Annotated in this window: 14 protein-coding genes and 1 tRNA gene; 8 read left to right on the forward strand and 7 right to left on the reverse strand. The window is 66.7% G+C overall.

Annotated features, from left to right (window positions below):
- Nucleotides 1-9: 9 nt before the first annotated feature.
- Nucleotides 10-753, reverse strand: coding sequence for an NUDIX hydrolase (locus tag AAW51_RS21920; RefSeq protein WP_047196302.1), 744 nt, complete (start codon nt 751-753; stop codon nt 10-12).
- Between the two features lie 177 nt (nt 754-930).
- Between AAW51_RS21920 and AAW51_RS21925 the strand changes: the two genes are divergently transcribed.
- From AAW51_RS21925 to AAW51_RS21955, 7 genes are all read left to right on the forward strand, one after another.
- Nucleotides 931-1,482: an RNA 2'-phosphotransferase gene (locus AAW51_RS21925; RefSeq protein ID WP_047196303.1), complete on the forward strand. Its 552-nt coding sequence runs from the start codon at nt 931-933 to the stop codon at nt 1,480-1,482.
- Nucleotides 1,479-2,477 (forward strand): DUF4291 domain-containing protein, encoded by a 999-nt coding sequence (locus AAW51_RS29460; protein WP_083438504.1) that lies wholly within the window; start codon nt 1,479-1,481, stop codon nt 2,475-2,477. Before AAW51_RS21925 ends, AAW51_RS29460 begins: the two co-directional genes overlap by 4 nt.
- Before the next feature lie 209 nt (nt 2,478-2,686).
- A complete protein-coding gene (gene ahpC / locus AAW51_RS21935) occupies nt 2,687-3,250 on the forward strand; it encodes an alkyl hydroperoxide reductase subunit C (protein ID WP_047196304.1) in 564 nt (187 codons plus the stop codon).
- Between the two features lie 134 nt (nt 3,251-3,384).
- On the forward strand, nt 3,385-4,944 hold the full coding sequence (gene ahpF, locus AAW51_RS21940; protein ID WP_047196305.1) for an alkyl hydroperoxide reductase subunit F: 1,560 nt from the start codon (nt 3,385-3,387) through the stop codon (nt 4,942-4,944).
- A 231-nt stretch (nt 4,945-5,175) separates the two neighbouring features.
- Nucleotides 5,176-5,514 carry a helix-turn-helix domain-containing protein gene (locus AAW51_RS28495; protein WP_053013843.1) on the forward strand — a complete coding sequence of 113 codons (339 nt, stop codon included), beginning with the start codon at nt 5,176-5,178 and terminating at the stop codon, nt 5,512-5,514.
- Nucleotides 5,511-6,809 carry a HipA domain-containing protein gene (locus AAW51_RS21950; protein WP_047196306.1) on the forward strand — a complete coding sequence of 433 codons (1,299 nt, stop codon included), beginning with the start codon at nt 5,511-5,513 and terminating at the stop codon, nt 6,807-6,809. Before AAW51_RS28495 ends, AAW51_RS21950 begins: the two co-directional genes overlap by 4 nt.
- Nucleotides 6,810-7,231: 422 nt before the next feature.
- Nucleotides 7,232-7,582 (forward strand): hypothetical protein, encoded by a 351-nt coding sequence (locus AAW51_RS21955; protein WP_047196307.1) that lies wholly within the window; start codon nt 7,232-7,234, stop codon nt 7,580-7,582.
- A 197-nt stretch (nt 7,583-7,779) separates the two neighbouring features.
- Here the strand turns inward: AAW51_RS21955 and AAW51_RS21960 are convergent.
- The 5 genes from AAW51_RS21960 to hemC form a co-directional block, all read right to left on the reverse strand.
- A tRNA-Arg gene (locus AAW51_RS21960) sits at nt 7,780-7,856 on the reverse strand.
- Between the two features lie 36 nt (nt 7,857-7,892).
- Nucleotides 7,893-9,140 carry a heme biosynthesis HemY N-terminal domain-containing protein gene (locus AAW51_RS21965; protein ID WP_047196308.1) on the reverse strand — a complete coding sequence of 416 codons (1,248 nt, stop codon included), beginning with the start codon at nt 9,138-9,140 and terminating at the stop codon, nt 7,893-7,895.
- A gap of 12 nt (nt 9,141-9,152) precedes the next feature.
- Nucleotides 9,153-10,319, reverse strand: a complete 1,167-nt coding sequence (locus AAW51_RS21970; protein ID WP_047196309.1) for a uroporphyrinogen-III C-methyltransferase — start codon at nt 10,317-10,319, stop codon at nt 9,153-9,155.
- Nucleotides 10,316-11,101, reverse strand: coding sequence for a uroporphyrinogen-III synthase (locus AAW51_RS21975; protein ID WP_047196310.1), 786 nt, complete (start codon nt 11,099-11,101; stop codon nt 10,316-10,318). Before AAW51_RS21975 ends, AAW51_RS21970 begins: the two co-directional genes overlap by 4 nt.
- Before the next feature lies 1 nt (nt 11,102).
- Entirely contained in the window at nt 11,103-12,047 is a 945-nt protein-coding gene (gene hemC, locus AAW51_RS21980) for a hydroxymethylbilane synthase (protein ID WP_047196311.1), read from the reverse strand.
- A gap of 148 nt (nt 12,048-12,195) precedes the next feature.
- Here hemC and ppc point away from each other — a divergent pair, with 148 nt between their 5' ends.
- Nucleotides 12,196-15,045: a phosphoenolpyruvate carboxylase gene (ppc, locus tag AAW51_RS21985; protein WP_083438505.1), complete on the forward strand. Its 2,850-nt coding sequence runs from the start codon at nt 12,196-12,198 to the stop codon at nt 15,043-15,045.
- Nucleotides 15,046-15,060: 15 nt separating this feature from the next.
- Here the strand turns inward: ppc and AAW51_RS21990 are convergent, their stop codons facing one another.
- On the reverse strand, nt 15,061-16,269 hold the full coding sequence (locus AAW51_RS21990; protein WP_047196312.1) for a urate hydroxylase PuuD: 1,209 nt from the start codon (nt 16,267-16,269) through the stop codon (nt 15,061-15,063).
- Nucleotides 16,270-16,386: the final 117 nt, after the last annotated feature.

Below are 16,386 nucleotides of genomic sequence, written 5' to 3' on the forward strand. Positions count from 1 at the left end.
CGCCCCAGGCTATTGCCGAGGACTGAAGGTGCGAGGAAACACCACCGGCCCGGTCCGATCGCGCAGCCGATAGCCCATCGCCGGCCGGTTGGAGTGGCCGGCGACGTATCCGGCCTCCTCAAGGAAGTGCGCCGCAAGCATGCGGGTGCGAAACCCGCTCTTGTCGACGTCGCGCCCCAGCACCACCTCGTACATGCGCTGCAACTGAGGCAAGGTGAAGGGCTCTTCGAGCAGGAACGCCGGCAACGACGTGTACTCGACCTTGCTGCGCAACCGATCCACCGCCGCCCGCAGGATCTCGGCATGGTCGAACGCCAGTGCCGGCCACCCGAGCACCTCGTCGACCTCGAACCACCCCACTTCTGCGGCATTGGCGCCCTTGGCGAGCTGCAGCCCTTCGGCGGGAATCAGCGCGAAGTAGACGTGGGTCGCCGACCAGCCGCGCGGGTCGCGCCGGGCGCCGCCCCAACTGCCCAGCTGTTCGAGATAAGGGCTCACCACCGCGGTCTTCTCGAGCAGCTTGCGCCGCGCGCAGGCCTCGAGGCTGTCGTCGCGGTCGACGTCGACAAACCCGCCCGGCAGCGCCCACAGGCCCGGGCAGGGGTCGTCCTTCACATTGGGCCGCTGTACCAGCAAGACCCGCAGGCGAGCTTCGATCACGGTGAAGATCACCACGTCGACCGTGGTGAACGGCAATGGGAAGTCGGGCTTGTGCGGCCTTCCCCGGCCACCTTCGGCACTCGTTTGTTGCATGGATGCTGCCGTGCGCACGCTGACGCTTGCGTTGTTCACATATAAGTTGTAATGTACAACTTGTTGTGAGTTGCACTGTACCACCGACGCGTTTGACCGACCCCGTGTCCCGTTCTCGCTGAAGGCACTCACTGGCTGGAGGGCCCTTTGCCCCAGCCCATGCATTAAAAGAACAACATGACAAATCCAAGCAAGCTGACGACGATCAGCAAATTCCTGAGCCTTGTGCTGCGCCACCAACCCCAGTCCATCGGCCTGCACCTCGACACGGCAGGCTGGGCCGCGATCGACGAGTTGCTGGCCCGCACCGCGGCCGCCGGCAAGCCGTTGACGCGCGACGTACTGCAGCAGGTGGTCGACACCAGCGACAAGCAACGCTTTCAAATCAGCGCCGACGGGCAACACATTCGCGCCAACCAGGGCCACTCGATCAAGGTGGACCTGGGTCTCGCCGCCGTGCCCCCGCCGGACGTGCTGTACCACGGCACCGCCGAGCGCTTTCTCGCGTCCATCCTTGCCGAAGGGCTGAGCAAGCGCGAGCGCCACCATGTACATCTCACCGAGGACCGGAAGGTGGCAGCCTCGGTCGGTCGACGCTACGGTCAACTCGTGTTGCTGCAGGTGGATGCGGCACAGATGGCGCGCGACGGCCGGCTGTTCTTCCGGTCCGACAACAACGTCTGGCTCACCGACGCGGTGCCGCCGCACTACCTGCAGGTGCTGCGATGAACGACGACACGGTGGTGATGTTCCGGCCCACAGGCCCCGAAGAGCTGGCGCTGGTCGCGCAATCCGGTTTCAAGCGTTGGCCGCCCCGTTTGCCCGACCAGCCGATCTTCTACCCGGTGTCGAACGAGCCCTACGCGATCGAGATCGCGCGCGACTGGAACGTGCCGGCCAGCGGCCAGGGCTACGTCACGCGCTTTCGGGTCCGCAAGTCCTTCATGGCCCGCTACCCGCTGCAGCAGGTTGGCGCCCGGCACCATACCGAGTGGTGGATACCGGCCGACGAGCTGGAGCAGTTCAACCAGCAGATCGTCGGCAGCATCGAGGTGCTGTGGCGCTTCGACACGCAGGGCGCCCACGCAACCGGCCGGCAGCTGGCGGTCGCACCCTACCTGGCACAGCAAGCCGGCTGGCCGCAGGAGGGCGAGCAGGTGATGGCACAGTACGACGCCACCTCGGTCATCGTCTACCAGGCGTACCGGCCCAGCATTGCCCGCTACGTGCTCGATCACGGCGAGTTCGGTGGCCCTGACTTCAGCTTCTCTCGCATGAGCTGGATCAAGCCCAACTTCCTGTGGATGATGTATCGCTGCGGCTGGGGGACCCAAGAGGGCCAGGAGACGATCCTCGCCTTGCGCGTGCGCCGCGAATTTTTCGACGCGCTGCTGGAACAAGCCGTGCCGTCGTCCTTCGACGCGACCCGGTATGCCTCCAGACAGGCCTGGTCTGACGCCGTCGCCGCTTCCGAAGTCCGCCTGCAATGGGACCCGGACCACGCGCCCAGCGGTGCAAAACTCGCGCGCCGTGCCGTTCAGCTGGGGTTGCGCGGCTCGGTGCTGGCCCGCTACGCAAAGGAGGCGCTGGTGGAGGTGGTCGACATGACCGGCTTCGTCGCCACCCAACGCCCCCATGCGGCCGACGACTCGAGCGAGCTGCTCACGCCGGTTGAAGAGGTTTATCCGGCACCCGCCACAACTACCACGGAGCCGAGCCGCTGATGGAGGTCAGGTCCTCGCTGGCCGGTGCGTGATAGCAAGCCCGCATGGATCGCCCCAGCCGCCTCGGCGCCGAGCGGCCCGGAGCCTGGGAACATGACCGTCATAGCCCCCTTCAATGGGGGTCTTTTAAACTATTAAATCGACTTACTTAATAGTTTTCGTACCATACGGTCTTCTGATTCCACAACCCGACCCCTCCAGGAGAAACGATGTCTCTGATCAACACCCCGCTCCAGCCGTTCAAGGCCACCGCGTTCCACAACGGCAAGTTCGTCGACATCACGAACGAGTCGGTCAAGGGCAAGTGGTCCGTGTTCATCTTCATGCCGGCCGCCTTCACCTTCAACTGCCCGACCGAGGTGGAAGACGCTGCCGAGAACTATGCCGAGTTCCAGAAGCTGGGCGCCGAGGTCTACATCGTGACCACCGACACCCACTTCGCGCACAAGGTGTGGCACGAGACCTCGCCGGCCGTCGGCAAGGCCAAGTTCCCGCTGGTGGGCGACCCCACGCACCAGCTGACCCGCGCGTTCGACGTGCACATCGATGAAGAAGGCCTGGCGCTGCGCGGCACCTTCGTCGTGAACCCCGATGGCGTGATCAAGACGCTCGAGATCCACGACAACGCGATCGCTCGCGATGTGAAGGAAACCCTGCGCAAGCTGAAGGCGGCCCAGTACGTGGCGAACAACCCGGGCCAGGTGTGCCCGGCCAAGTGGCAAGAAGGTGCTGCGACGCTGAAGCCGTCGCTGGACCTGGTCGGCAAGATCTAACCACTCTTGCTACCGCAGCCTGCGCGGCTGCTGCCATGTCCTCCCTGGCCGTCGGCAAGACGACGGCTTCGGCCGCCCCTCTTCGAGGCGGGGCGGCCTTTCTTTTTCTGGACCCTTCCTGAGAGGTGTATTCCATGCTCGACGACAGCCTGAAAGCCCAGTTGAAGTCTTACCTGGAGCGCGTGACCCAGCCGATCGAGATCGTGGCGGCGCTGGACGAGACGCCCGCCTCGCAGGAGATGCAGGGTCTGCTGCGTGACATCGAGTCGCTGTCCGACAAGATCACGCTGAAGCTCGACGACGACCGAAAAGACGTGCGACGCCCCTCGTTCAGCCTGCAACGTGCCGGCACCGCGATGGACCTGCGCTTTGCCGCCATCCCGATGGGCCACGAGTTCACCTCGCTGGTGCTCGCGCTGCTGCAAGTCGGCGGCCACCCGCCCAAGGTGAGCGAGGAGCTGATCAGCCAGGTGCAGGGCCTGCAGGGCGACTTCCGCTTCGAGGTTTTCATGTCGCTGACCTGCCACAACTGCCCGGACGTGGTGCAGGCGTTGAACCTGATGGCCGTGCTCAACCCGAACGTGCACGTCGTGACCGTCGATGGCGCGCTGTTCCGTGAGGAGGTCGAGCGCCGCGAGATCATGGCGGTGCCGATGATCTTCCTGAACGGGCAGCCATTCGGCCAGGGCCGGATGGACCTCGACGAGATCGTCTCCAAGCTCGACACGAACCGTGCGGCCCGCGACGCCGCAGCCCTGTCGGCCAAGGCGCCGTATGACGTGCTGATCGTCGGCGGCGGGCCGGCTGGCGCGGCGGCCTCGGTATATGCAGCACGCAAAGGCATCCGCACCGGCGTGGTGGCGGAGCGCTTCGGCGGCCAGGTGATGGACACGCTGGGCATCGAGAACTACATCTCGGTGCTGGCCACCGACGGGCCGAAGTTTGCGCAGGCGCTCGAATCGCACGCGAGTGCCTATGGTGTCGAGATCATGAATCTGCAGCGCGGCGAGAAGTTGATTCCGCCGTCGCAGCCGGGCGAGCTGATCCAGGTGCAACTGGCCAACGGCGGTGTCGTGCGCGGCCGCACCGTGATCCTGTCGACCGGCGCGCGGTGGCGTAATGTCAACGTGCCCGGCGAGCAGGAGTACCGCAACAAGGGCGTGGCCTACTGCCCCCATTGCGACGGCCCGCTGTTCAAGGGCAAGAAGGTGGCCGTGATCGGCGGCGGCAACTCGGGTGTGGAAGCCGCGATCGATCTGGCCGGCATCGTCGAACACGTGACGCTGATCGAGTTCGCCGACCAGTTGAAGGCCGACGCGGTGCTGGTGAAGAAGCTGCACAGCCTGCCCAACGTGACGGTGCACACCAACGCGCAGACCACCGAGATCAATGGCGACGGCAGCAAGGTCACGGGCCTGACGTTCAAGGACCGGGCGACCGAGGAGTTGCGCCAGGTGCCGCTGGCCGGCGTGTTCGTGCAGATCGGGTTGGTGCCGAACACCGAATGGCTGAAGGGAACGATAGAGCTGTCGCGCTTCGGCGAGATCGTGGTCGATGCGAAGGGCCAGACCTCGGTGCCGGGGGTGTTCGCGGCGGGTGACGCGACGACGGTGCCATACAAGCAGATCGTCATCGCCGCCGGGGATGGGGCGAAGGCGGCGCTGAGCGCGTTTGATCATTTGATCCGCGGTTGAGGCGGTGGCCGGGTTGAGCGCCTGCCTTCCGGGGCTGGTGCTGGCCGGTCTTACGCTTGAAATGACGCCGCTACCCCCGGGATGAAGGAAGGCCGGAAGCCCCAAACTTGTCTGCGGACGTAGGACCGCGGGCACTCCACCTGTCGCTTGCCGTCGAACGACCTACGCTTGCAGGTATTCGCATCAGCGACGCAGAATTCGCGCTACGATACCTGCCACAGTAGGTAACTCATGCGCGTTCCCATACACAACCCTGCCGATCTGGGCGTCGTCATCCGCGCCCTGCGCAAATCCGCCGGCATACGCCAGGATGATTTGGCGGCCACGGTGGGGGTCAGCAAGCAGTTCGCGACCGACGTGGAGGGTGGCAAGCCGACCGCCCAGGTCGGCCTGCTGATGAAACTGCTGGAGGAACTGGGTGGACGGCTGGAGGTCGAGGTGGCCGACAGTGTGAAAGCCACCCTGGAGGAAGTGCAGGCCCGCTTTGTCGCGCAAGGCGGCAAGCATCAGAAGCGCCGAGGTCGAACCCCGACCGCCTTCGCCACGGCCCCTAAGGACCAGGATCGGTGAGCCGCGCCCTGGTCGTTTATCTGAACGATCGCCGGGTCGGCCTGCTTCAGGAACACAACGACCTCTGGGCTTTCGAGTACGACCGCGAGTGGGCGTCTCACCCCACGAGCTTCGACTTGTCGCCAGCGCTGTCGCGCCAACAGACGGCGCATGCGGACGGGGCAACGCTGCGGCCCGTGCAGTGGTACTTCGACAACCTGCTGCCCGAAGAAGGCCTGCGCGAGGCGATCTCGTCTGAGGCGAAGATCCGCGGCGACGACGCGTTCGCACTGCTCGAGTACCTGGGCGCCGAGTCGGCCGGCTCCCTGACGTTGCTGCCACCCGGACAACCGCTGCCGCCACAGACCGGCCTGCAGGCCTTGCCGGATGCCGAACTCTCCCGCCGCATCGCGCGGTTGCCGCGGTCCACGTTGACGGCCGAGGCACCCAAGCGGATGTCAATCGCAGGCGCACAGCACAAGCTACCCGTGGTGCTGCAGGATGGCCAGCTGTTCGAGCCGATTGGCGCCACACCGTCGACCCACATCCTCAAGCCGAACCACCCGTCTGCCGACTATGCGGCCTCGGCTGTCAACGAGTTCGTGACGATGCGCCTGGCGCGCGCCTTCGGCTTGAAGGTTCCCACCGTTCACCTGCGATACGTGCCCGAGGCCATCTACTTGGTCGAGCGCTTCGACCGTGTGGTGGGTCCAGGCGGCGTGCAGCGGCGTCACATCATCGACGCCTGCCAATTGTTGAACAAGGCGCGCACGTTCAAGTACACCGGCCAGTCCGTCACGGCGCTCAACGACATCGTGAGCCTCACTCGCCATCGCATCGCCACCCGACAGGCGCTGTTCCGCTGGCTCTTGTTCAACCTGGCCATCGGCAATGACGACTGCCATTTGAAGAACCTCTCCTTCCTCGTGTCCCACGAGGGCATCGATGTGGCGCCCCACTACGATTTGCTCTCCACCTGCGCGTACCGCACGCCGCTGTTCGCAGAAAGACAGAACGCCAGCTGGTCGCAGACGGCCCTGCCGTATCCGCTGGCCATCGCCCGCAGCTTCGATCAAGTCACGTGCGAGGCGGTGGAGTGGGCCGCAGACGAACTGCGCGTGGGCTCCTTCGGTCGCCGGCAGATCCACCTCCTCGCTCAACTGCCTGCGATGTTGCAAGCGCTCGCGGCGGAAGTGCACGACATCCGCGACCGGCACCCGGACGCAGCCTTGCAGGCGGCCGGCGAGTCGAGGCTGTTGCGGGTGATCGAGCACATCGTCCTGCGCGACATGCTGACGACGCTGCGGGTACGCTGAGCCCTGTGTCCTCGCAAGGAAGCGCATTTCTTTCCAGATGCTCCTGGCCGTGAGGACATGTCACGCCGCTGCTGACTCCGTCCACTCAACTCTTGGTGCCAAGGGCTCGGCTATGACGGCGGACGAAAGAATTCTCAATCCGCTATCGGGGCTTGCCGAAGCGAAGCGTGAATTACCGCGGCATATTCCTTATGGAGTCGGCCTCACTAGCCAATGAATCAATCATCGGCGGGCAGTGCGTAATGCATTCCCAAACGTGACGCTCTGTGTTGAATAAGTCTCACGGAGCATGAAAGGAACGGAGGGCCGCTGCCCAAAGAGCCAGAACAGCACCGATGCCGGCTACACTGCCGCGCACAAAGGCGTCAGTCGCCGAGCCTCCGTCAAGAGTGGCCAGCGGCCGGGGCGGCTGTTGAACGAATATGAGCGAGGGACGAGGGGTGTTTTTGTTATTGCCGCTGCTGAGCGCCTATTTCATCGCCAGCGTGATTCTTTTTTGGATCGGTACCGCCGTTTCCATGTTGATTGCGCGTTGGTTCAACGCTCAAAAGCCGATTATGTACGTCATGCCCGTCGTGCTGGGTATCTGCCTTGCACCAGCGGGTGGCGCTGCTGGCCACGGGGTTCTGATCGTCCCCTTCATACTCACTTTGCTAGTGCCCAGTGACCTCGTCGTCAAGTGGGCGCTTGTCATGGTTCCCATTTGGACGGTTTGCTCCTACCGCACGTTCCGGTTTTTCGCGAACAAGCGGGGTATCGCAAATGAGCGGTAACGGGTAGCCAGTGGCGCGACTGCCACGACCGCCAAGCGGGTCGACCTCGCGAACAAGGTAGGCAAGACGCGCGACCGGACCACGCTGCTGCGTGGCGGTCAACGGGTAGGCCACCCGTGAAAGTCACGCAGCAGCCGCCCAAAAGAAAAACGCCTCAGATACCGAAGCATCTGAGGCGTTCTCTAGAACCTAAATTCTGGTGCGGCTGGCAGGATTCGAACCCACGACCCCTTGGTTCGTAGCCAAGTACTCTATCCAACTGAGCTACAGCCGCGAAGAACGCTAGTATAGCACTACTTTTTCTAGGTTGTCACTCCAATTCTGCGGCACGCCGGTAACACCGGTGCATGCGCGCCTCGTCGCCTTCGCGCTCGGCCAGCTGCGCCAGCTGCCGCCATGCCGCGCGGCGTTGGGCCGCCGGCAGGCCGGTGTGGTCGGCGCAGCGCTCGAGCTGCTGCTTGGCCTTGCCCCACAGCTGCAACTCACCAAGCGCGCGGCCCAGCGTGTAGGCCAGGAACGGGTCACGCGGTTCGGCCTGCGCGGCCGCTTCGAGGCGTGGCAACCAGTCAGGGCCGAGGCCGGACATTGCGGTCACCAGCGCCTCGCCCAATTCGGCGCGCTCTTCGCCGCCCACCGTGGTCACCTGCTCCCAGAACGGCTTGAGCCACAAACGTGCGTCTTCGTGGTACCCCATGCCCGACATCGCCCGAGCCGCATGGGCGGCCACATAAGGATCACGTCGGTCGCTCACGTCCAGCTGTTGCCACACGCGGCGCAACTGGTCGGCGTCGCGCGCCGAGTCGAGCGCCTCGATCGCCAGCGAACGCAGCAAACCGGCCGCGGCCGACTGCGAGAAGCCCTGGTGCTTGGCGAGCAAGCGCGCCGTCTTGAGCGCATCGAGCGGCCGGCGCGCCAGTCGGGCGGCCTGCAGTTTCAGGCGCAAGGCCTGCGTGCGGCGCGCCACACCGGGCGACAGTTCACCGATCAGGTCGAGGGCCCGGTCGGCGTCGCGGTCTTCCAGCGCCCATTCGGCGGCAAGCAAACGCGCGCCCTCTTCGGCAGCGCGTGTCGCGCCTTGCGTGCGCGACGCCACCAGCGCCTGCAGCAGATGTTCGTCGCGCCGCGCGCGGTCTTGCAAGCGGTGCATGCTGCCGGCCGCCAACAGATGGGCCAGCATCGCGAACTCGGGGTCGCTCCCCAGCTCGGGCGTCTCGGACTGGATGGTCATCGCGCGCTGCGCGGCCTTGTGGGCGCGCGTGTAGCGCGCGCCGAAGAACAGGGCCAGCGACTCGCGCAAGGCCTCCTGGGCCGACCGGTCGCGCTTGGCCACGCGCCACTCGCGGGCCCGCTTCGGCAGGCCCACCAGCGCGTTCAAGCCCTGCAGCGACACATAGACGGTCGCCACCGTCAACAGCAGCACGACGATGAACAGGTTGAACGACACGTCGAGCCGCCACGGCGGCCAGAACAACGTCACCAATGCATCGTTGGTGCCGAGAAAGGTGGCAGACACCACCGCAGCGGCGAACAGCAGGATGATCCAGATGATCGTGCGCATAGACGGGCTCGCTCAACGACCTGCAGCTGCAGCCGCCAGCGCGGTGAAGCTGTCGTCGGGCCGAGGCACGCTGGAGTGCACTGCCTGCGCCATGACCTGACGCACCAGTTCGTTCAGCAGCACCCAGCGGCGCGAGCCGCGCTCGAAATAGCGATCCAGCGCTTCCTGCGCGCTGTGCAGGTCCGACTGCACCGTCTCGAACTGGCGGCTCAGCAGCGCCAGGCGCGCATTCAGCAAGCGCAGCTTGAGGTTCTCCCGCAAGAAGAAGGTTTCTTCAGGCGCGATCAGCATCGCTTCGGGGCGGTCGATACGGCTCACCCGCACCAGCGTGCGCACCTCGTTCCAGGCCTTGTGGGCCGCGCGCTGCCACCAGGGGATCACGTCGGGCTCGCGGGCCGGCGGCACCACGCCGTTGACGACGCCGTGGCCACGCGCTCCTCCGTTCGCTTTCGACCCCGGCGTGCCAGGGCCCGCCGTTTTGGTCGGCCCTGCGGCGGCTTCGGCGCCCTCGCCCACCGAGGCGAGCAGAGGCACTTCATCCACCAGGCGGGCCGCCTCGTCGAGCTTGATCACCAGTGCCGACACGTCGGCCACGCCGACCGAGCGCACACGCTCGAGGTCGCGCGCAATCGCACGGCGCACACCTTCGAGGCGCGGCTGGTTGACACGCTGCAAACGCTCGTCGGCAGAACGCAAGGCGACCACCAGAGGTTCTGCGCTGCCGGTGATGACGGCTTGCTGCACGGCCAGTCGCAAGCCGGCGTCGATGTCGACCACCAGGTTCTCGTCACGCGAGCGCGACAACGACTGCATCAGCTCTTCGAGCTGGCCGCGCTGCAGGGCCACTTCGGCCAGCCTCGCCTCGACCAGCGCCACCTTGGCGCTCGCGTCGCGCGAGATGTCCTGAGCCTGCCGGGCAAGCGCACGCGCTTCGGTGGACTGGTCCTGGCTGTCTTGCTGGCGCCGCACCAGGTCTTGTTCGAGGCTCTGCACACGCTGCTGCGCCTGGTAGGCCAGCACCAGGCTGGCGCCGCACAGCAGCAGCAAGCCCGCGGCCGCGGTCCAGACGAGGCCGCGGCCGCCGCTTTGGTGGGGTGGCGGGCTGACGGGGGTGGGGGGCGCGGGGGCGACAGGATCGCCGGCGGCGGTATTCGGATTGACGGAGGAGGTGTCGCTCACAGTGCGAAGGATTGTATAGAGCGGTCGATGCCGGCTACGACGGCGTCGAGCGCAGGGCGCACCTCGATCACCGCTTGGCAGCCAAGGGCCCGCGCACGCTCTGCGATACGGGGGTGGGTCGCGAGCGCCCGGCTGTCGGCCCAACGGGTCGGCAGCGCGCGCGCAGTGCAACACGCTTCAAGATGGTCGATGGCTTCGGAGCTGCTGAAGAACCAGAGGTGCTGCTGCGGTGCGTCCACCACCGCGGCGTGCAGCAAGCGCTCCTGCTCGGCATCGAGTTGCGGCGGTCGGCGCCGATAGGCCGACAGGAACCGCACCTCGGCGCCAGCCGACGTGAGCTGGTCGGCGAGCCAATTGCGCCCGCCCTCACCCCGCACGATCAACACGCGAGCGCCTTGCCAAGAGTGTCGACCGAGTTCGACCCACAACGATTCGGAGTCGAACTGCGGCGCATCCTCGGCCGGGCGGCAGCGGTTGGCGGCCGGCACACCGGCGGACTGCAAGGCGCCGTCCGTGCCCGGGCCCGGGGTGGCCGCGAGGACCGTATCGGGCCACTGCGCCCCCTCGGGGCGGACAGCGAAAAAATGCTCGGCGGCATTCGGGCTGACGAAGACCACGGCACGGTAGCCATGCAACTGGTGCCACGCCGCGCGCACCGCCTCGACGTCGTCGGCCGACGTGATGCCGATCAAGGGCAGCGCCACGGCGTCGACACCGCGCGCACGCAACTGCTCGACCCACTGCCGCGCCTGTGCCGCCGGTCGGGTCACGAGCACTTTCATGTCAGAGCCGCTGCAAGATGGCCTCGGCCCCTTGCTCGCGCAGCAAGCCCGCCGCCTCGACGCCCAAGGCCTCGGCCTGTGCCGGGCTGTCGACCGCAGCACCCGCACGCGCGCGCAGCAGCGGCTGGCCGGCCTGTGCCGGGTCGCCGATGGCCGCGGTGAGTTCGAGGCGGCCGTTCTGCCACACGCCGTGCGCTGCCAGCGGCACGCTGCAGCTGCCGCCTAGCGCACGCGACACGGCACGCTCGGCCAGCGTGGCCAGCCAGGTGTCGCGGTCGATCAACGACGCCAGCTGCTCGCGCAACGCGGCCTGCCCGGTGGTCCTCACCTCGATGCCCAACGCGCCTTGTCCGGCCGCCGGGATCATCGTGTCGACCTCGAACACCTGGCGGATACGCTCGGCCAGGCCGAGCCGCTTGAGCCCGGCCGCGGCGAGCACGATGGCCTCGTACTGCCCTTCGTCGAGCTTGCGCAGCCGCGTGTCGAGGTTGCCGCGCAAGGGCTCGATGCGCAGGTCGGGCCGCAGCGCCCGCAGCTGCACCACACGGCGCAGGCTCGAGGTGCCGACGATGGCACCGTGCGGCAACGCTTCGAGGCTCGCATGGCGCGGCGACACGAAGGCATCGCGCGGGTCCTCGCGCTCGAGCACCGCCGCCAGCACGAAGCCCTCGGGCAGGTCCATCGGCACGTCCTTGAGGGAATGCACCGCCAGGTCGGCGCGGCCTTCTTCTAGCGCGGTTTCCAGTTCCTTCACGAACAGGCCCTTGCCGCCCACTTTCGAGAGCGAACGGTCAAGGATCTGGTCGCCACGGGTGGTCATGCCGAGCAACTCGACCCGGGCGGCGAAACGTTGTTGCAGCAGGGCCTGGACATGGTGAGCCTGCCAGAGCGCGAGGCGGCTCTCGCGGGTGGCGATCACCCAGCGCGGTGTGGTGTCGGTCGTCATGATCGGCGATGCTACCCGAGCAGCCGCCGCCAGCGAGGCCTAGGGCCTGTTTACACCGCAGATGGCGGTGAACAGGCCCTAGGGGAAACGGGTGCTACCATCCCGGGCTTGTAATAAAGTTACCAACTCGACGCTTACCGAGGTACCCATGCCCCGCGCCGCCCGCCCTGCCGCCTCCCCCGCCCCGTCGTCCTCGCGTCGCAGCGCCACTGCTGCTGCTGCCGCTCGCGCCGAGGACGATGCAGCCGAGAAAAACCGCCCGCTGGTCGAAGACATCCGTCTGCTCGGCCGCATTCTCGGTGACGTGATCCGCGAGCAGGAAGGCAAGCAGGCTTACGAGCTGATCGAGCGCATCCGCCAGTTGTCGGTGGCCTATCGGCTCAAGCGCGACACGCAGGCGGGCAAGTCGCTCGACCGGGTGCTCAAAAATCTGAGCGGCGACCAGACCGTGTCGGTGATCCGGGCGTTCAGCTATTTCTCGCACCTGGCCAACATCGCCGAGGACCGCCACCATGTGCGCCGCCGCGAGCACCACGAACGCCAGGGCCATTTGCAGGAAGGCTCGCTGGCGATGACCTTCGAGCGCCTGGCACAAAAAGACGTGCGCGCCGACGACGTCGCCAAGACGCTGGCCCACGCCTACATCTCGCCGGTGCTCACGGCCCACCCGACCGAAGTGCAGCGCAAGTCCATCCTGGACGCCGAACGCGCCGTCGCCGAGCTGATCGAGCGCCGCGACCACCTGCACACGCAGCGTGAACTCGACGAAAACGAAGCCATGCTGCGCGCCCGCGTGACGCAGCTGTGGCAGACCCGCATGCTGCGCTACTCGAAGCTGACGGTGGCCAACGAGATCGAGAACGCACTCAGCTACTACCACGCCACCTTCTTGCGCCAGATCCCGAAGCTGTATCGCGAGCTCGAGCACGCCCTGCCCGGCTTCGACATCCCGTCGTTCTTCCGCATGGGCAACTGGATCGGCGGCGACCGCGACGGCAACCCCAACGTGACCGCGGCCACGCTGGAACTGGCCTTGCGCGAACAGAGCGAGACCGCACTGCGCTTCTATCTGACCGAGGTGCACGAGCTGGGTGCCGAGCTGTCGGTGTCGGCGCTGCTGGTGCAGGTCACGCCCGAGATGCAGGCACTGGCCGAGCGCTCGCCCGACACCAATGTGCACCGCCTCGACGAGCCCTACCGCCGCGCGCTGACCGGCATCTACTCGCGCCTGGCCGGTACGCTGCACCGCCTGACCGGCACCGAGGCGCTGCGCCACGCGGTGGCACCGTCCACCCCCTATGGCTCGGCCGAAGCGTTGCTGGCTGACCTGCGCACCATCGAAGCGTCGCTGGTCTCGCACCACGGCGCGGCGATGGCCAGCACCCGGCTGTGCCCGCTGATCCGAGCGGTGCAGGTGTTCGGCTTCCATCTCGCCACCGTCGACCTGCGGCAAAGCTCCGACAAGCATGAGGCGGTGGTCACCGAGCTGCTGGCGCTGGCCAAGGTCGAGCCGCGCTACGCCGAGTTGAGCGAAGACGACAAGCGCGCCCTGCTGCTGCGGCTGCTCAACGACGCCCGCCCGCTGCAGGTGCGCGGCGCCAGCTATTCTGAACTGACCGAAAGCGAACTGGCCATCTTCGAGACGGCGCGCGAAATGCGCGAGCGCTTCGGCCCGCAGTCGATCAAGCACTACATCATCAGCCACACCGAGACGGTCAGCGACCTGCTCGAAGTGCTGTTGCTGCAGAAAGAAGCCGGCCTTGTGCGCGGCACGCTGGATGACGGCGCGAGCGCCGCGCTGATCGTCGTGCCGCTGTTCGAGACCATCGGCGACCTGCGCAATGCCGCGCCCATCATGCGCGAGTTCTATGCGCTGCCCGGCATCGTCGAGCTGGTCAAGCGCTCGGGCGCCGAGCAGGACATCATGCTGGGCTACAGCGACAGCAACAAGGACGGCGGCTTCTTCACCAGCAACTGGGAGCTGTACCGCGCCGAGATCGCACTGGTCGAACTGTTCGACGGCCTGCGCGACGAACACGGCATCACGCTGCGTTTGTTCCATGGCCGCGGCGGCACCGTCGGCCGTGGCGGCGGCCCCAGCTACCAGGCCATCCTGGCGCAACCCCCGGGGACCGTGAACGGCCAGATCCGCCTCACCGAGCAGGGCGAGGTGATCGCGTCGAAGTACGCCAACCCCGAGATCGGGCGCCGCAACCTCGAGACCCTGGTGGCGGCCACGCTGGAAGCGACCCTGCTGCACCCGACCAAGAGCGCGCCCAAGGCCTTCCTCGAGGCGGCCCACGAGATCTCGAATGCCAGCATGGCCGCCTACCGCAACCTGGTCTACGAGACCCCCGGCTTTACCGATTACTTCTTCGCCGCCACGCCGATCCGCGAGATCGCCGAGCTGAACATCGGCTCGCGCCCGGCCTCACGCAAGGCCACGCGCGCGATCGAAGACCTGCGTGCCATCCCCTGGGGCTTCTCGTGGGGCCAGTGCCGCGTGGCGCTGCCGGGCTGGTTCGGCTTCGGCTCGGCCATCGAGGCCTTCCTGGCGGCCGACCCCAAGCAAAAGAAAGAACGCCTGGCGCTGTTGCAGCGCATGTACAAACAATGGCCGTTCTTCCGCACGCTGCTGTCCAACATGGACATGGTGCTGGCCAAGAGCGACATGGGCCTCGCCACGCGTTATGCCGAGCTGGTCGAAGACAAGCGGCTGGGCAAAAAGATCTTTGCCAGCATCCAGGCCGAGTGGCAGCGCACCCACGATGCGCTGACCTTGATCACCGGCGAAAAACGCCGGCTGGCCTCCAACCCGGCGCTGGCACGTTCGATCGAGCACCGCTTCCCTTACCTCGACCCGCTCAACCACCTGCAGGTGGAACTGATGCGCCGCTACCGGCAGCAGAAGCAGGCCGGCGAGGTGAGCGAACGGGTGCAGCGCGGCATCCACATCTCGATCAACGGCGTGGCCGCAGGCCTGCGCAACACCGGCTGACCAAACCGCGCATCATCAGTACAGCGGCGCGCCGGCCGTGAACCAGCGGGCGATCAGCGCCCGTTCGTCCTCGGTCATGCCGGTGGCGTTGTTCAACGGCATGCTCCGCTGCACCACGGCCTGCTGGTAGACGGCGGCCGCATGGCGGCCCAGCAACTCGTCGCTGTGCAGCGCGACGTTCTTGTTCTGCAACTGTGCGTTGTGGCAAGCCACACAACGCTGCTCGACCACGGTGCGCACCTGGGCGAGGGTGGGTGCCGCCGAGGCCGACGTTGACGAGACGGCGGCGGGACGTGGCGGCGCGGTCCACACCGCCACCGCGACCAACAGCAGCACGCCCGTCACCGCGTAATGCCAGGGCGCCCGGTGCCCGGCCACACGCGCCTTGTGACGCGCGACGAACGAATGCCGCACCAGCGCACCGGCCGCCATCACGAGCACCAGCACCCCCCAGTTGTGCACATGGCCGTACAGGTAGCCATAGTGGTTGCTGAGCATCGCAAACAGCACCGGCAGCGTGAAATAGGTGTTGTGCACGCTGCGCTGCTTGCCACGCTTGCCGTGCACCGGGTCGACCGGCTCGCCGGCGCGCAGCTGGGCCACCACCTTGCGCTGGCCGGGAATGATCCAGAACAGCACGTTCGCGCTCATCGCGGTCGCCATCATCGCGCCGACCAGCAGAAACGCCGCGCGCCCCGGGAACCACTGGCAGGCCAGCCAGGAGGCCCCCACCACCACGGCCGCCACCAACACCCCCACCAGCAGGTCCCCCCGCTTGCGCTGCCCGAACACACGGCACACCGCGTCGTACACCCACCAAAAGACGAGCAGAAACGCCAGCGCGGCCACCACGGCCGCCGCCGGGCTCCAGTCGTGCACGCTCTTGTCGACCAGAAAGGTACCGGCATTGAACAGATACAGCACCGTGAACAGGCCGAAGCCGGTCAGCCAGGTCGAATAGCTCTCCCAGTAGAACCAGTGCAGGTGCTCGGGCAAGCGCGGCGGCGCCACCAAATACTTCTGGGGGTGGTAGAAGCCGCCGCCATGCACCGCCCACAACTCGCCATCGACGCCCTTCTCGCGCAGGTCGGGGTCGGTCGGCCGGGTCAGGCTGTTGTCGAGAAAGACGAAATAGAAGGATGAGCCGACCCAGGCGATCGCGGTGACCACGTGGGCCCAGCGCAGCAGGAGGTTGGCCCAGTCGAGCAGGTAGGCGGTGTCCATGCGTTCACGTCGGTTGAGGGCGCGCTTCGGGCGAAGCGCACCCCATCGGCCTTACCACGGCGGGCTCTGTAAGGCACTGGCGTCGCGACCGCTGCATCGGCGGGCACCGCGGCGACG

It is taken from the genome of Caldimonas brevitalea (assembly GCF_001017435.1).
GTDB classification, from domain to species: domain Bacteria; phylum Pseudomonadota; class Gammaproteobacteria; order Burkholderiales; family Burkholderiaceae_C; genus Caldimonas; species Caldimonas brevitalea.

Coding starts and splice junctions, on each gene's coding strand:
- AAW51_RS21920 (WP_047196302.1), bottom strand. CDS start 753: ATGCAACAAACGAGTGCCGAAGGTGGCCGGGGAAGGCCGCACAAGCCC.
- AAW51_RS21925 (WP_047196303.1), top strand. CDS start 931: ATGACAAATCCAAGCAAGCTGACGACGATCAGCAAATTCCTGAGCCTT.
- AAW51_RS29460 (WP_083438504.1), top strand. CDS start 1,479: ATGAACGACGACACGGTGGTGATGTTCCGGCCCACAGGCCCCGAAGAG.
- ahpC (WP_047196304.1), top strand. CDS start 2,687: ATGTCTCTGATCAACACCCCGCTCCAGCCGTTCAAGGCCACCGCGTTC.
- ahpF (WP_047196305.1), top strand. CDS start 3,385: ATGCTCGACGACAGCCTGAAAGCCCAGTTGAAGTCTTACCTGGAGCGC.
- AAW51_RS28495 (WP_053013843.1), top strand. CDS start 5,176: ATGCGCGTTCCCATACACAACCCTGCCGATCTGGGCGTCGTCATCCGC.
- AAW51_RS21955 (WP_047196307.1), top strand. CDS start 7,232: ATGAGCGAGGGACGAGGGGTGTTTTTGTTATTGCCGCTGCTGAGCGCC.
- AAW51_RS21965 (WP_047196308.1), bottom strand. CDS start 9,140: ATGCGCACGATCATCTGGATCATCCTGCTGTTCGCCGCTGCGGTGGTG.
- AAW51_RS21975 (WP_047196310.1), bottom strand. CDS start 11,101: ATGAAAGTGCTCGTGACCCGACCGGCGGCACAGGCGCGGCAGTGGGTC.
- hemC (WP_047196311.1), bottom strand. CDS start 12,047: ATGACGACCGACACCACACCGCGCTGGGTGATCGCCACCCGCGAGAGC.
- ppc (WP_083438505.1), top strand. CDS start 12,196: ATGCCCCGCGCCGCCCGCCCTGCCGCCTCCCCCGCCCCGTCGTCCTCG.
- AAW51_RS21990 (WP_047196312.1), bottom strand. CDS start 16,269: ATGGACACCGCCTACCTGCTCGACTGGGCCAACCTCCTGCTGCGCTGG.